General features: G+C 67.6%; 9 protein-coding genes and 1 pseudogene. 3 read left to right on the top strand and 7 right to left on the bottom strand.

Features of this window, described 5'->3' with window-relative positions; genetic code table 11:
• Nucleotides 1-56: 56 nt before the first annotated feature.
• Nucleotides 57-2,063, top strand: coding sequence for a TonB-dependent receptor (locus DFR49_RS20545; protein WP_245968679.1), 2,007 nt, complete (start codon nucleotides 57-59; stop codon nucleotides 2,061-2,063).
• Between the two features lie 119 nt (nucleotides 2,064-2,182).
• Entirely contained in the window at nucleotides 2,183-3,745 is a 1,563-nt protein-coding gene (locus tag DFR49_RS20540; RefSeq protein ID WP_119037725.1) for an aldehyde dehydrogenase (NADP(+)), read from the top strand.
• 108 nt (nucleotides 3,746-3,853) lie between these two features.
• On the opposite strand, the gene DFR49_RS20535 is transcribed toward DFR49_RS20540, so the two are convergent.
• The 7 genes from DFR49_RS20535 to DFR49_RS20505 all read right to left on the bottom strand — a co-directional run bounded on the left by DFR49_RS20535 (nucleotide 3,854) and on the right by DFR49_RS20505 (nucleotide 15,961).
• Nucleotides 3,854-5,086: an MFS transporter gene (locus tag DFR49_RS20535; RefSeq protein ID WP_119037554.1), complete on the bottom strand. Its 1,233-nt coding sequence runs from the start codon at nucleotides 5,084-5,086 to the stop codon at nucleotides 3,854-3,856.
• Nucleotides 5,031-6,089, bottom strand: a complete 1,059-nt coding sequence (locus DFR49_RS20530) for a LacI family DNA-binding transcriptional regulator (protein WP_119037553.1) — start codon at nucleotides 6,087-6,089, stop codon at nucleotides 5,031-5,033. The genes DFR49_RS20535 and DFR49_RS20530 overlap by 56 nt, the downstream gene beginning before the upstream one ends.
• A 26-nt stretch (nucleotides 6,090-6,115) precedes the next feature.
• A complete protein-coding gene (locus tag DFR49_RS20525) occupies nucleotides 6,116-7,645 on the bottom strand; it encodes a tryptophan halogenase family protein (RefSeq protein ID WP_119037552.1) in 1,530 nt (509 codons plus the stop codon).
• Nucleotides 7,642-9,153, bottom strand: a complete 1,512-nt coding sequence (locus DFR49_RS20520; protein WP_119037551.1) for a tryptophan halogenase family protein — start codon at nucleotides 9,151-9,153, stop codon at nucleotides 7,642-7,644. Before DFR49_RS20520 ends, DFR49_RS20525 begins: the two co-directional genes overlap by 4 nt.
• Before the next feature lie 85 nt (nucleotides 9,154-9,238).
• On the bottom strand, nucleotides 9,239-12,457 hold the full coding sequence (locus DFR49_RS20515; protein ID WP_119037550.1) for a TonB-dependent receptor: 3,219 nt from the start codon (nucleotides 12,455-12,457) through the stop codon (nucleotides 9,239-9,241).
• A 36-nt stretch (nucleotides 12,458-12,493) separates the two neighbouring features.
• On the bottom strand, nucleotides 12,494-14,710 hold the full coding sequence (locus DFR49_RS20510; RefSeq protein ID WP_119037723.1) for a beta-glucosidase: 2,217 nt from the start codon (nucleotides 14,708-14,710) through the stop codon (nucleotides 12,494-12,496).
• Nucleotides 14,711-15,088: 378 nt separating this feature from the next.
• Complete coding sequence (locus DFR49_RS20505) at nucleotides 15,089-15,961, bottom strand: HpcH/HpaI aldolase/citrate lyase family protein (protein ID WP_119037549.1); 873 nt, start codon at nucleotides 15,959-15,961, stop codon at nucleotides 15,089-15,091.
• Nucleotides 15,962-16,040: 79 nt separating this feature from the next.
• On the opposite strand from DFR49_RS20505, the pseudogene DFR49_RS22335 reads away from it, so the two are divergent.
• A pseudogene (locus tag DFR49_RS22335) lies at nucleotides 16,041-16,204 on the top strand (acyl-CoA dehydrogenase); the annotation flags it as partial.

Here is a 16,204-nt window from a genome sequence, read left to right as displayed (position 1 = left end):
CTGTTCCCTACCCCGACAACTGGGCTAGGCGGGCACCATCCCCGCCGGAGCTTCGCGTGCGCCCTGTCCTCACCACCCTGCCGCTGCTCGCTCTGGCTCTGCCCGCCGCCGCGCACGCCCAATCCACCGGCGACCCCGGCATCGTCGTCATCGGCGAAGGCCTCCCGCTTCCGCCCGGCACGCCCGCCTACGGCTCGGTCACGATCGATCGCGACCGGCTGACCGGCGACGCCAGCGGCCGGCTTGAGGACGTGCTCGCCGATGTCGCGGGGGTCCAGCAATTCCGCCGCGCAGACAGCCGCGCCGCCAACCCCACCGCGCAAGGCGTGACGCTGCGTGCGCTCGGCGGCAACGCCACCAGCCGCGCATTGGTGCTGCTCGACGGCGTGCCGCAGGCCGATCCGTTCTTCGGCTATATCCCGTTCAACGCGCTGGTGCCCGATCGGCTGTCGGTGGTGCGGATCACGCGCGGCGGCGGCGCGGGGCCGTTCGGCGCGGGCGCGGTCGCGGGCACGATCGAACTCGGCAGCGCCACGCGCAGCGATCTGCCACCGTACGAGGCGAGCCTGTTCGCGGGCAGCCGCGATTCGCTGATGGCCTCGGCCAGCCTCTCGCCCGATGTGGGCGCTGGTTATGTGTCGATCGGCGCCAATTACGATCGCGGCGACGGCTTTTTCACCACCCCCGCCGATCAGCGCGGCCCCGCCGACGTGCGTGCGCGCTACGAAAACTGGTCCACCTCGCTGCGCGCGGTCGCGCCGATCGATGCCGACACCGAAATCCAGGCACGCGCGCTCGTCTATCGCGACGATCGCACCTTGCGCTTCGCAGGCGCCGACAGTGCCTCGGCCGCCAACGACGCCAGCATCCGCCTCGTCCATCGTGGGCGCTGGCAGCTCGATGCGCTCGCCTATCTCCAGACGCGCAACTTCACCAACAAGGTCATCAGCGCGTCGAACCACAAGCTCGTCCTCGATCAGCGCAACACGCCATCGACCGGGCTCGGCGGCAAGATCGAACTGCGCCCGCCGGTCGGCGCCGACCACACTTTGCGCATCGGCGTGGATTGGCGCCATGCCGAGGGCGAACTCTACGAAGACCCGTACAGCGCCATCACCGGCCGCGCGACTGCGCACCGCAACGCCGGCGGCGCCTCAACCACCGCCGGTGTGTTCGTCGAGGATGATTGGACACTCGGTCGCCTCGTCCTCACCGGCGGCGGCCGCGTCGATCGCTGGACGATCACCGACGGCTTCTACCGGGAGGCCAACGCCGCCGGCGCGATCACCACCGATCGCCGCTTCGCCAATCGCGACGGCATCGAAGCCACTGGCCGGATCGGCGCTCTCTATCACGCCACCCCCACGCTCGCGCTACGCGCCGCGGGCTATACCGGCTTCCGCCTGCCGACGCTCAACGAACTCTATCGCCCGTTCACCGTCTTCCCGGTGACGACCGAGGCCAATGCCGCGCTCGATCTCGAACGGCTGAAGGGCGTCGAGGCGGGGCTGGACGTCACCCCGCTCTCAGGCGTGCGCCTCGGCGTCACCGCGTTCTGGAACCGGCTCGATAACGCGATCGCCAACGTCACGATCGCCGACAACCTGCGCCAGCGCCGCAATATGGATGCGATCGTCGCCAGGGGCATCGAACTCACCGCCGCCGCGCGCCACGGTGATGTCGAACTTTCCGCTTCCTATGCCTATAGCGACAGCCATGTCCGCGCCTCGCAGACCTCGGTCGCGCTCGACGGCTTCGTGCCCGCGCAAAGTCCGCGCCACGCCGCCAGCGGCACGCTGCGCTGGGCGCCCGATCGCGGCCCCGGCCTCGCCGCGACGCTCCGCTACGTCGGCAAGCAATATGAAGACGATCGCGAAACCGACGTGCTCCCCGCCGCGCTGACGGTCGATGCGATCGCGAGCGTCCCCGTCACATCCCGCCTCACACTCGTCGGCCGCGCCGAGAACCTGTTCGATGAAACGATCGTCACCCGCAACGACGGCGGTTCGATCGACCTCGGTACGCCGCGCACACTATGGATCGGCGTCCGTCTCACGGGTTGAGCAAATAATTTATCGCGTTTCGCAGCAACCGACGGTTGCCAATGATACCGCTCCCTTGTCATTGGAGCGAGAGACCCCAGCTTGCGTACTTGTCGGACAATAGGATGGAGAACGATTTCATGGATGGCAGCTTTCTGATCGGCGCGCGCGCAGTGACGCGCGACGACACCTTCCGCGCGATCGATCCCGCGACCAACGAGGCGCTCGATCCCGCCTTCGCCACCTCGTCGCTCGACGACGTTGCCGAGGCCTGCCGCCTCGCGGCCGACGCGTTCGACACCTACCGCGAAACCGATCCCGAAACGCGCGCCGCCTTCCTCGAGGCGATCGCCGACGAGATCGAGGCGGTCGACGGCCTGATCGAGCGCGCGGTGCGCGAAACCGGCCTGCCGCAGGGCCGCATCACCGGCGAGCGCGGCCGCACCACCGGCCAGCTTCGGCTGTTCGCCAAGCTGCTGTGCCAGGGCCGCTGGGCGGGGGTCGTGATCGACACCGCGCTGCCCGATCGCCAGCCGCTGCCGCGCGCCGATCTGCGCCAGCGCCGCATCGCGCTCGGCCCCGTCGCGGTGTTCGGCGCGTCGAACTTCCCGCTCGCTTTCTCGGTCGCCGGCGGCGACACCGCCTCGGCGCTCGCCGCGGGGTGCCCCGTCGTCGTCAAGGGCCACCCCGCGCATCCGGGCACGTCGCTGCTGGTCGGCCGCGCGATCCAGGCCGCGGTCAGGAAATGCGGCCTGCCCGAAGGCGTGTTCTCGCTCGTCCAGGGCGCGTCGAACGCGCTCGGCGGCGCACTCGTCGCCGATCCCCACATCAAGGCGGTGGGCTTCACCGGCTCGCGCCACGGCGGGCTCGCGCTGGTCGAGATCGCGCAGAAGCGCCCCGAGCCGATCCCGGTCTATGCCGAAATGTCGAGCATCAACCCGGTGTTGCTCTTTCCCCATGCGCTTGCCGCCCGCGCCGCCGATCTGGGCAAGGCCTATGTCGGCTCGCTGACGATGGGCGCGGGCCAGTTCTGCACCAACCCCGGCATCGTCGTCGCGCTCGACGGCCCCGATCTCGATCGCTTCGTCGATGCGGCGGCCGAGGCGCTGGGCGGCGCCGCGCCACAGGTGATGCTCACCGGCAGCATCCACGCCAATTACGACAAGGGCGTCACGCTGCTCGGCGGCCAATCGGGCGTCGAGACGATCGCGCGCGGCACCGAGGATAGCGGCGTCAATCGCGGCCGCGCGGCGCTGTTCGGCACCACCGGCGCGGCGTTCGTCGCCAATCCCGCGCTGGCGGACGAAGTGTTCGGTGCCGCCTCGATCGTGATCCGCTGCGCCGACAAGGCCGAGGTCGCCCGCGTGCTCGAAGGGCTCGAAGGCCAGCTTACCGCGACGCTCCAGCTCGACGACGAGGATGTGGAGGATGCCCGCGCGCTGCTCCCGATCCTCGAACGCAAGGCGGGCCGCATCCTCGCCAACGGCTGGCCGACCGGCGTCGAGGTCTCGTACGCGATGGTCCACGGCGGCCCCTTCCCGGCCACCTCGGATTCGCGCACCACATCGGTCGGCACCGCGGCGATCGAGCGCTTCCTGCGCCCGGTCTGCTATCAGGATCTGCCCGACGCGCTGCTCCCCAAGGCGATCCAGCGCGCCAATCCGCTGGGCCTCCCACGCCTGATCGACGGCGAACTGGAGTAATAACCACCCAGCCCCGTTCGCCCTGAGCCTGTCGAAGGGCCGCTCTTTCTTACGAAGAACGGTGCTTCGACAAGCTCAGCACGAACGGAAATATTGCCGGCACATTCCTCACCGCTCGCTGCGGACAAACATCACCATCGCCCCGCCGAGCAACGTCAGCACCGCAAGCGTCAGCAGCACCGGGGTAAAGCGCTCGGTCGTCGCCAGCGACCAGGTCAGCGCCGGGCCAAGCAAGGCGGGCAGCGTGTTGGTGAGGTTGAGGATACCGAGATCGCGACCACGATGTTCAGGCGAGGGCAGGATCTGCATCGCATAGGCCGAATGCAGCCCCAGAAACACCGCGCTGCCGATCGCGAACAGCCCGTACCCCGCCACCGCGCTCGGCCATTCGGGGAACAGCGCCATCACCAGCAGCCCGCTTGCGGTGACGATCGTCGCCAGCATCAGGAACGGCTTGCGCGCCCCGATCCGATCCGAGGCGCGGCCGACGAGCAGAGCGATCGGGATCGACAGCGCGAACGCGATCGTCGTCAATTGCCCGACGCGCGGCGCGAGCACGGCCGGTTCTTCGCCCGGCACGACGCTCTCGAAATAGAACAGCAGATAGGTGAACAGCACGTTCCCCGCGAGCTGGACGAGCAGCCGCGCGCCCCAGGTCAGCGCAAGATCGCCGCGCCGGATCGCGCGCGCCGGCGCGGGCGGTGGCGTGGTATCGGTCGGGTGCGGGCGGACCAGCAGCAGCGGCACCACGCACAGGGCGACGAACCCGCATACCAGCGCAAATCGCCCGTCCTCGCCCAGCCCCGTCGCCACGAGCACCGCCGCCAGCGCCGATCCGATCGGGCTGGCGAGCGTCAACAGCCCGCCCGCGACGCCCTTCTGGTGATCGGGCACCTCGTCGGCCATCATCGTGTAGAGCGGCGCGAGCATCATGTTGAGCGCCGCCTGGAAGGTCAGCACCGCCGCGATGATCTGCACCGGCGAGGCCGCCCAGTGGAGCAGCGGATAGGTCGCCAGCGTCGCCGCGAGGCCGCCCGCGATCCAGCGCCGCCGGTTACGCGTCCTCGCGAAGCTGCGGTCGCTCAGCACGCCGAACACGATGTTGGAGATGCTCGCCGTCACCGCACCCGCAAGCGCGCACAAGGTCAGCGTCAGCAGCCGCTCGTCGCCCGCCACCGCCTGTACCTTGAGCGGCAGCAGCAACGTCAGCAGCGGCAGGAACGCGGCGACCCCGCCCGCATTGGCCAGCGCGTAAAGCGCCAGGAACCGCCAGGAGCGCGCGCCCTCAGCCGCGCGGCGGCGCGCTGGATCGGCGGACAGCAAGCGCGAAGGGGATGACATGAACGCCAGGCTCGCTCTCCTTGCCGCTCGCGGCGTCGATCAGCAGCTCGGCCGCCTTCGCCGTCATCGGCGCGATCGGCTGCGTGATAGCAGTGAGCGGCGGCACCGAGAAGCGCACCACGGGCGTATCGTCGAAGCTCACGAGCGAAAGCTCACCCGGCACGTCGACCCCGCGATCGCGTGCGACGTGGAGCGCGCCCAGCGCCATCTGCTCGCTGCTCGCGATCACCGCGGTTACCGGCTCGCCGAAGTCGAGATAGGCGCGCATCGCCGCCTCCCCCGATTCGAAGCTGAAATCGCCCGGCTGGACGAGGCCATCGACGATCGGCAGCCCCACCGCCTTCATCGCTGCGCGATACCCATCGGTGCGTGCGCCGCTCAGCCGATATTCCTCGCTGCCGGCGATGAACCCGATCCGCTTGTGCCCCAATCCGATCAGATGCGCGGTCGCCGCCTCGGCCGCCGCGCCGTCGTCCATGCGGATCGCGAAGCCCGCGCTGGCATCGTCCGATCCGATCCGCGCGAAGGGCATGTGCTGTGCGACGAGCAGGTCGATGATCGCCGGGTTGTCCGAATGCGGCGGCGTCAGGATCACCCCGTCGGGGCGCAGCGACGATAATGCGGCGTTCACCTCACGCTCGACGTGCGCCGAATGCGTGTCGATCAACTCGAAGATCATGCGATAGCCGCGCTCCGCGCACGCCAGCATCCCGCCGTAGAGCATCTGGTCGATCCAGTCGGAGCCCTGCCCCAATTGCCAGCCCTCGATCGTGCGATCGCGATCGTTGAGCGCCAGGATCAGATACGATCGCGATCCGCCCATCCGTCGCGCGGCCAGGCTGGGGACGTAGCCGAGCTTCTTCACCGCCTCCATCACGCGCTCGCGCACCTGCGGGCGGACATTGGGCTCGTTGTTGACGACGCGCGACACGGTTTGCAGCGACACCCCGGCCTCGGCGGCGACATGCCTGATTGTGACGGACTGGCGCGGCGAGCGGCCCATTGAATGTTCCCGTGGTTTGGCGATGGCTATGGGGCGGGGGCCGGGCAATGCCTAGCGAGAAATGCCTCGTGCGCGGGCAAGGTCGCGACGAACCCCGCAAGCGCATCGGCCATCGCGCCCAGCTCGCGATTGACCTCGCCGGCGGCCACCCGGTCGATCGCGGGATGATAGGCGCGCGGGCGCACCCCCAGCCCGTCCATCAACGCCTGCCAGCTCACCGATCTGAACAGCGGATCGACATGCTCCGGGATCGTCCCGTTGATGCGGAACAGCGCGATCCGCTGCGCGAGCGACGGGGGCAATTCCATGTCGACGCAGGCCCGCCAGAAGGCGGTGTCGCGGCGCCCGGTCAGGCAATAATGGAGGATGACGAAATCGCGGATTTCCTCGTAATCGGCGGTCACCCGGCGGTTATATTCGTCGGCCAGCTCGGGCGCGCAATCGGTGCCGGGCAGGAAGCGGAGGAAATATTCCATGCCGCGATAGACGAGGTGGATCGCGGTCGATTCGAGCGGCTCGATAAACCCCGAGGCGAGCCCCAGCGACAGCACGTTCTTGTCCCATCCGCGCTCGCGCACCCCGCTGGTGAAGCGCAGCGGCAGCGGGTTGGTGACGGTCTCTCCCACCACCTGATCGAGCAGCAGCGCGGTCGCCTCGTCCTCGCTCATATGCGCGCTCGAATAGACGTGCCCGTTGCCGGTGCGGTGCTGGAGCGGGATGCGCCAGCGCCAGCCCGCGGGCTGCGCTACCGCCAGCGTATAGGGCGGCGGCGGCCCGACGTTCTCGGTCTGCACCGCCACCGCACGGTCGCACAGCAGCCAGTGCGACCAGTCGGTATAGCCCACCCCCAATGTCTTGCCGATCAGCAGCGCACGGAAGCCCGAGCAATCGATGAAGAAATCGACGGCGATCGACCGCCCGTCGTTCAGGATCACGCGGTCGACGAAACCGTCAGGCCGCGTCGCGACCTCGGTGACGATGCCCTCGTGGCGCGTCACCCCGCGTTCCTCGGCGAAACCGCGCAGGAACCGCGCGACGCGCTTGGCATCGACGTGGAGCGCATAGGATGCCCCCGCGATCGGCGTGTCGGGCGCCTTGAAGGGCAGCATGAATTTGCCCGCCTCGGCCATCGCGTGCGCCGGCGCGAACGCAAGTAGCGGCGGCGCTTCCCCGCCGGCGGCGGCACGCAACCAGATCTGGTAGAAATCGCGCGCGTTCGCCATCTGCCCGATCGTGCCGAACGGGTGGAAATAGCGATGCCCGGGCCCGCCCCAATCCTCGAAGCCGATGCCCAGCTTGAAGCTTGCCTGCGTCGCCATGACGAATTCGCTCTCGCTGACCCCGAGCCCCGCGAGCAACTGGAGAAACGGCGGGATCGTGCTCTCGCCCACCCCGACGGTGCCGATATCGTCCGATTCGACGAGATCGACCTCGATCATCCCCTGATATTGGTGCGCGAGCACGGCAGCGGCGATCCAGCCCGCGGTGCCGCCCCCGACGATGCAGATGCGACGGATCGGGCCGGGCGCGCCGTCTTTTGCTGCGTCACCGCTCATTGCGGGATCGCCGAAAGAAACTGCGCGTGGCTGGGCGCGCGCGCCACCGTCTCGGCGACGCTGGTGCGCATCTTCGCCATCGCCGCGTCGAGCCCGGCCCTGTCGATCCCGTCGAGCGCGGGGCTCAGTCGCTGCGGCAAGCGGCCGAAGCCCGAATAGATCGCCAGCCAGCTCGACGGGTGGAACATCTCCCAGCGATAGCGCACGAATTCGCCGCCCGCATCCCACACCGCGAGCTTATGACGCAGCGTCTCGGGCACGTCGATCGCGGCGCACGCGCGCCAGAACGACGTGTCCCCGCGCCGCGCAAGCTTGTAGTGGAGCACCAGGAAGTCGCGCAATCGATCCAGCTCGCGGCCGGTGGCGTCGTTGAACTCGCTCGCCAGCGCGGGATCGAGCCGGGTGTCGGGAAAGAGCTGTTTCAACCGCTCGATCCCGGTCTCGATCACCGCGATGCTGGTCGATTCGAGCGGTTCGACGAACCCCGCCGCCAGCCCCAGCGCGACGCAGTTCTTCGCCCACGACAGGCGCCGCCGGCCGGGGCGGAACGGAATCCGGCGCGGCTCGGTGACGGGCGTGCCCGGCAGATCGGCGGTGAGCGCGGCCAGCGCCTCGTCGTCGCTGGCGTGCGCGCTCGAATAGACGATCCCGTTGCCCGCGCGGTGCTGGAGCGGGATGCGCCATTGCCACCCGGCGTCGCGCGCGATCACCCGCGTATGCGGCGGCAGCGGCGTGGCCGCGTCATTCTCGGTCTGGGTCGCGATCGCGGTGTCGCACGGCAGCCACTGCCCCCAATCCACATAATCGACCCCCAGCGTCTCGCCGAGCAGCAGCGAGCGGAACCCGGTGCAATCGATGAAGAAATCGCCCGCGATCCGGCGCCCCTCGTCAAGCCGGATCGCGGCGATCCGCCCGTCCTCCGCCAGCTCGACATCCTCGACCCGCGCATCGATCCGCGTCACGCCCGCGCGTTCGGCGAACCCGCGCAGATGCTGCGCGAACAGGCTCGCATCGAGGTGCAGCGCCCAGTCATAGGTAGCGAGCGGCGTCGGCGGGTTGGGCTGCGGTAGCGCCATCCGCCCGTGATCGGCCAGCCCCGCGCCCAGCGAATACGCAGTGAGCGGCGTCTCGTCGCCCCGCGCACGCGCATCGAGCCAGAGGTGATGGAAACCGATCCCGCCATAATCCTGCCCGAACAGCCCGAACGGATGGAGGCATCGGCTGCCGGGATGATCCCAACCTTCGAAGCTGATGCCCAGCTTGGCGGTGGCGTGGGTCGCGCGCATCACCTCCATGTCGCTCATGCCGAGCCGCGCGTAGAAGCGCCGGATCGTGGGGATCGTCGCCTCGCCGACGCCGATCGTGCCGATCGCGCTCGATTCGACGAGGGTGATCGCCAGATCGCTGCGCTGGAAATGCTTCGCCAGCGCCGCCGCCGCCATCCACCCCGCGGTGCCCCCCCCGACGATGACGAGGGAGCGAATACGGTCTGGGGAAGTCATGTCCATGCGTCGTGCCGGTCCTATCACCCATCGATCGATTCAAAAAATCCGGCCGGCGGCACGATACCGCCGGCCAGACAGTGGGAGACTATCAGAACTTGACCCGAATCCCCGCCGAATAGCGCGGCTCGAATTCGTTACGGGAATGGAACTGCTTCGAATCCTTGTCGAACTGGAAATAATATTGCTCGATTTCGCCGAACAGGTTGGATGCGTTGGCGTAGAGCGCCAGATTGTCGTTCAGGTTATAGGTGACGTTCACGTCGACATATTGTGACGTATCCTGGAAGATCGGGATCACCGGCGCCGGCTGGTCCGCGGGCACGCAATAATCCGGATCGCCGGCGCCCGTGCACAATGTCGTCCCGGGCTGGAACGTGCCCGACAGGCGCGGCGTGCGGTAATTATACGCAACACGCGCCTGGAAATGGCTGTCCTGATACCAGAGCGCGAAATTGATCTGGTGCTTCGAATTGTCCTGGAACGGCAGCTTCTTGCCATCCAGCCCCCGGCGCTCCTGCGAACTGTCGGAGAAGGTGTAGTTCGCGTCGATGCCGAAATTGCGCAGGAAGCCCGCATTCGGAATCACGTCGCTGAACGCCAGCTTGGCCCCCGCTTCGAGCCCCTGAAGCGTGCCGCCCTTGCCCTGGATCGGCCGCGACACCGGCACCTCGCGCCGGATCACGCCGTCCTGGTCGGGGAAACTGCCCTTGTCGGTGCCGGTGGTGACGAAGCTGTTGATGTCGAGCTTGAACAGACCGACGTTGAACATCGACGCGCGCCCCAGATAATATTCGATCGCGACATCATAATTGTTCGACCGCCAGGGCTTGAGATACGGGTTGCCGCTCGAACTGGCGCCCGTCACCTGCCGCACGCCCAGCGGCGCCGCGTTCGGATTGTCGGGCGTCGGTCCTTGCGAATCCGCGGTGAAAATCTGCAATCCGCCGCCGTAATTGCCCAGATCGAGCGGGATCATCGTCTTGGCGAACGAGGCGCGCAGCCTGAGATTGTTGGTAACGTCATATTGCAGGTTCACCGAGGGCAGCCAGTCCCAATAGCTGTTGGTGCTGAAGGTATCGCCGACGTCGAGGTTGGTATCGCCATAAGCGCGCGTGTCGCCGGTCTGGTTCTGGCGCACCCTGATCCGCGTGTAGATCGCCTTGAGGCCAAGGTTGCCGTGCAGCCGGCCCGAATCGATCACGGCGTTCGCATAGGCATTCTTCTCGTAGAAATCGACGTCATAGGTGGAACCGGGGACGATCACCGGGAAGGCGTTGCCGAATACGCGCTTCTGGAATTCGAGTTCGTCGTCGAAATCGTGCGGATCGACCACCCACACGCCTGGGAAGCCCTTGGTGACCGAACCGAAATCGTCGAGGAAATAGACGTTGTTGTGCTCGTCGATCTTGGTCGGTCGGTTGACCGTATAGCCCTGGAAGACCGTCGCCGGGTTGGTAGCGCTTTCGGGCTGGGTCGGATCGAAGGCCGCGTTGGGGACCATCTCGCCCGCCGAACATTGCGGGTTGTCCATCACGACGTCGATCGCCTTCCACTGCGCCGCGCAACCATTGGGATCGGAGGCGCCGTTGCCCCCGTAGAAATCGGAGAACAGGTGGAAGCTGACGATCTGGGTGGCGCGTTTGCTCGCCCGCGCGCCCACGTCGAGTCGCTTGAAAATGCCGAACAACGATCCGCCGGCCTTCTCGAAATCATAGCTGCCGTCGAGCCGGAAGGCGGTCAGGTCCGATTTGTTGTGCTGGTTGCCCTCGGACGAATAGGCCGCGACGGTGTAACTGTCCTTGTTGGCCATATAATCGGCCAGGCCGTGGCCGGCGCCCAGCCCGCCCGCGATCGGCGTATCGAACCCGCTCCAGACGATGTCGCGCCCCGATACGTCGATGTGAAGCTGCGGATCTTCGCCATAGCCCATCGGATTGGGATCGACATAGCGCCCGCCCCGTGAGCCGACCACGCCGTTGGTATATTGGCTCGCAGGATACATCGCCGCGATATCCGCAGGATAGAACGTCCCGCGCGTGGGATCGGCGGCGTTGCGGAACAGCGTGAACGTATGCCCTCCCGGCCGCCAGTTGCTGAGATCGCCCTGCACCTGCCCATTCATGCTCAGATAGTCGGCATCGCCGTGGATTCCGCGCAGGCTGAAGCTGAACGGCCCACCGCGATCGTAATCGAGCTGGAGGTTGAAATCGGTCGTGTGCGAATCGGTGGTGCGATTGACCGTGAACGAATTCACCCACCACGCATCGAGATCATATTGGTCGACATCGAGCCAGGGGCCGCCGTTGCCGTGGCTGATCACGCCCGCATCGCTCGATTGCGTCGGCGTCGTCCAGCCCAGCCCGGTCCAGCGGTTGGAGATGTTCATGCCCGCGGCGCGGTTATGTTCCTTGAGCTTGGTGTAGAACACCTCGCCGGTCAGCGTGATGCCGGGATCGATCTCCCATTGCACCGCCCCCGACAGCCCGAGCCGATCGCGCTCCACCTCGCGGTGGAACGTGTCGTAGCCGTGCGGCGAAATCCAGTTGTCGCCGCCGCCGCCCCAATCGTTGTTGCCGAACGGGCCGCCCGAGATGCCGGCGTAATTGTTGCCCAGATTGGCCTTGCTGTATGCCCCCGACGCGAGGATGCCGAAATTGCCCTTGCGCCAGCTTGCCAGCCCGCTGAACAGATAATCGTTATCCTTGGTATCGCGTCCGCGCGCATATTCGCCGGTGCCCGAAACCGTGAACCCGTCCTTGAGATCGAACGGCCGCCGCGTGCGCAGATCGATCGTCCCCGAAATGCCCGAGACGGCGTTGTGCAGATCGGTGGTTTTGTAGACGACCACCGCGTTCATCAACTGCGCGGGAATGTCGTTGAGGTTGGGCTGCGCGGTGCCGAGATTGCCCGGCGACAGATATTGCTCGCCGTTGAGCAGGGTGACGATCTGCGGCAGGCCGCGGATGTTGACGGTCGCGCCCTCGCCCGCGTTGCGCTGGATCTGCACGCCCGAAATGCGCTGAAGCGCGTCGACGATCGTGACGTCGGGCAGCTTGCCGATATCCTCGGCCGAGATCGCATCGACGATCGCGGTCGCCTCACGCTTGAGATCGATCGATTTCTCCTGCGATCCGCGGATGCCGGTGACGACGATCGCGTCGCTCTGGCCGTCATCGATGCTCGTCGGCGTCGCGGCGGCGACGGGCGGTTCGGGCGCCGTCTGCGTGTTGGTCGATTGCGCGAAGGCCGGGGTGGCGAACGCGGTGGTCGCCAACAGTGCGGCGACGATCCCCTGTTTGTTGGTCATATCTTCCTCCTCGATTCGTCGTTCTTTTTCGTTGACTTACGGACGCATGATACGTGGCGTGAGCGTTGCGATTGCGGAAAGCGAGCGGTCGGCGGCGTCGTGGCTCACCGCGACGCGATACGCGCCGCCCGCGATCCGCCAGCCGGGCAGCGCGACATCGTAATCGGCAACGACGCGCGGTTCGGCGACGAAGACGACGCGCTGCGTCTCGCCGGGGCCAAGCGTCACGCGGCGGAAACCGGCGAGCCGCATCGGCGTGTCGCCGTGCCCGACGTAAAGCTGGGGCACGTCGGCGCCAGCCTTCGCGCCGGTGTTGGTGACGTCGACGCTGACGGTCAGCGTGGCGCCCCCCGTCACCTTCAGGTTGCGATACGCGAAATCACTGTAGCTGAGCCCGTAACCGAACGGGAACGCGGGCGTGCGTCTGGTCTTCTCGTACCAGCGATAGCCGACGTCCGAGCCCTCGATATAATCGACCTTGAAGCTCACTGGTGACACCGCCGATCCGGCATCGGCATTCGCTGCCGCCTCGGCCGCGCCCGCCAGCACGTCGCGCCCGACCGGCATGGGGCGCGGCGCCTGCGATGCTGCCGCGGGGAAGGTGATCGGCAGATGCCCCGACGGATTGACCGCGCCGAACAGGATATTCGCGATCGCCTCGCCGCCGCGCTGCCCCGGATACCAGGCCTCGATCACCGCGGGCACCTTGTCGAGCCACGGCATCAGCACCGGCCCGCCGGTTTCGAGCACGACGACGGTATCGCGATTGGCCTTCGCCACCGCCGCGATCAGCGCGTCCTGATCGTGCGGCAGCGACAGGCTGTCGGCGTCCTCGGCCTCGGTGGTCCACTGCGTCGCGAACACGATCGCGACATCGGCCCCCGCCGCCGCCTTCGCCGCCGCCACCGGATCCGTGCCGTCGACATATGTCACCTCGGCCTCCGGCGCCATCGCCCGGATCGCCTTGAGCGGTGACGAGGCATGCCACGTCACCCGCGCGAACGACGCGGCCGCGCCCTCGGTCAGCGGAATCTCGACCGGTGCGCCGCCCACCGAGCGCACCTGGCTCGATCCGCCGCCAGACAGCACCCCGACATCGGCATGGCCGCCGATCAGCACGATCCGCTTCGCCGTCGCCGCCAGCGGCAGCACGCCGCCCTCGTTCCTGAGCAGCACGATCCCCGCCTCGGCGTCACGCTGCGCAACGTCAGCATGGGCATCGTAATCGATCGGCTGCGCGGCCTCCGGCATCAGCGCATCGAGCACCCCGTTCGCGATCAGCCCGGTGAGGATGCGCGCCACCATATCGTCGAGCCGCGCCATCGGCACCTTGCCCGATGCCACCGCCTGCGCAAGCGGCGCACCGAAATACATCGCGTGATCGAGTTCCTGCCCCGATTGCTGGTCGAGCCCGGCATTGGCCGCCTTGACGGTCGAATGCACCCCGCCCCAATCGGACATCACCCAGCCTTCGTAGCCCCAATCCTTCCTGAGCACGTCGGTGAGCAGATGCGGGTTCTCGCACGCCCAGTCGCCATTGACCTTGTTATAGGCGCACATCACCGAGCCGGGCCGCCCGGTTTCGATCGCGATCTCGAACGCGAGCAAGTCGCTTTCGCGCAAGGCCGCCTCGTCGATCCGCGCGTCGAGCACCATCCGGCCCGTCTCCTGCGCATTGAGCGCGAAATGCTTGACCGTCGAGACGATCCGGTTCGATTGCACGCCCGCGATCGCCGCCCCCGCCATCCGCCCGGCGAGCAACGGGTCTTCGCCCAGATATTCGAAATTGCGGCCATTCCACGGATCGCGCGTCAGATTGACCCCGCCCGCGAGCAGTACGTTGAAGCGCTTGGCACGCGCCTCCGCGCCGATCATCGCGCCGCCCGCCCGCGCGATCTCGGGATCGAAGGTCGCCGCCGTCGCGAGCCCCGAGGGCAAGGCGGTCGCGGTGTCGCCCTTGCGCTGCTCGATCTGGTTGGCGACGCCGAGGCTGGCGTCGCTCTCGCGGACGATCGGAATGCCGAGCCGCGGGATCGGCGGCACATGGCCGGCGGACTGGATCAGCTCGCCGTGCGGATCGGCCTTGGTCTTGGGCGGAAACAGGCCGTGGACAAGCAATAGTTTCTCGTCGAGCGTCATCTCGGCCACGATGGCGAGCGCTCGTGCCCGCGCCTCGCTTGCGTCGGCAGCGGACGTGGCGGCGGCAGCCGGCGTCGGGGCAAGCGCGGGCGCCTGCTGCGCGGCAAGCGGCATCGCCGCCCCCAACAGCAAGATCGCGATCGCGAATCCCCGTGGCCGATCGATCAACGCAAACTCCCCCTCGTCGCGACACGCCGATGCGCATCACGCCCTTCCGCCTCGTGCATATGGGCGGTCTTCATTTTCTCGAATCATGCCGTGCCGGCGGCGCGTACGCCGCTAGATCGGAAGCGCCTGGCTCCCTGCCGTCATCATCCACCTCCTCGTCCGCGCTCGATACGAATCGCAGCGCGTTAGCCTATTGAAAGCAGAAATTGATAACGTTCACAACCGATTTTTGCACCGGTCCGGACCAATGCCCGAAATGGCCGGAAAATGTGTCGCCAATGCAACAGACCAATCGTGTGGAGTCTGGTTGAGAAATCGCGAATTTCAGCCGCGGCGTTCCGCGATCGCCGCGTCGAGCGCCAGCACCCGCTCGGCCTCGCCGAGATGGAGCCGCTCGACCATCCGCCCGTCGAGCCTGATCGCCCCCTTGCCGGCATTCTCCGGCAGCGCGAACGCGGCGACCACCGCACGGGCCTGTGCGCATTCGTCCGCGTCGGGCGCGAACGCGGCGTTGGCGGCGTCGATCTGCGCGGGGTGGATCAGGCTCTTGCCGTCGAAACCGAGCGCGCGACCCTGCGCACATTCGCCCGCCAGCCGATCGAGATCGCGGAATTCGTTGCACACCCCGTCGAGCACCGCGATCCCGCTCGCCCGCGCCGCCGCGACCGCGGCCGCAAGGAACGGCAGCAGCGTCGCCCGATCCGCTGCCGGCCGCGCGCGCATCTCCAGCGCGAGATCGTTGGTGCCGACGACGAACGCCGCCAGCCGCGTCGTTGCCGCCATGTCGGCGATCGCCTGCACCTCGGAGAACACGCGGCACGTTTCGATCATCGTCCACAAGCCCGTCGTCGCGGGCGCGCGCGTCAGCGCCTCGTCATAGCGCGCGACATCCTCGACCCGCGCGATCTTGGGCACCAGCACCGCGTCGAACGCACCTTCCGCCACCGCGGCGAGATCGTCCGCGCCCCATTCGGTGTCGATCGCATTCACGCGCACCACCAGTTCGCGCCCGCCGAACCCTTCGCGTGCCGCCGCGACAGCAGCCGCCCGCGCCGCTGCCTTGGCCTCGGGCGCAACCGCATCCTCGAGATCGAGGATCACCACGTCACACGGCAAGCCCCGCGCCTTTTCGATCGCGCGCGGGTTGGAGGCGGGGAGGAACAAGGCGCTGCGGCGCGGTCGGATCGAATCGGTCATGCACGCGCTTCTGCCTCAATCTCCGGGGGTGGACAAACACCCCGGATCGGCGCCATCGCAGGCGGCAAAGGAGATCATCATGGCCGGCATGGCAGCCTTCGACTGGGCGGACGCGTTTTATCTCGACGACCAGCTCACCGACGACGAACGGATGATCCGCGATACCGCGCGCGCCTATGCGGTCGACAAGCTCGCCCCGCGCGTGATCGAGGCGTTCAACGACGAGATCACCGATCCCGCGAT

The sequence above is a fragment of the Hephaestia caeni genome (genome assembly GCF_003550065.1).
In the GTDB taxonomy this organism is placed as follows: Bacteria; Pseudomonadota; Alphaproteobacteria; order Sphingomonadales; family Sphingomonadaceae; genus Sphingomonas; species Sphingomonas caeni_A.
Note: the sequence above shows the minus strand (reverse complement) of the source record. Positions and strands in the feature narration are given on the sequence as shown.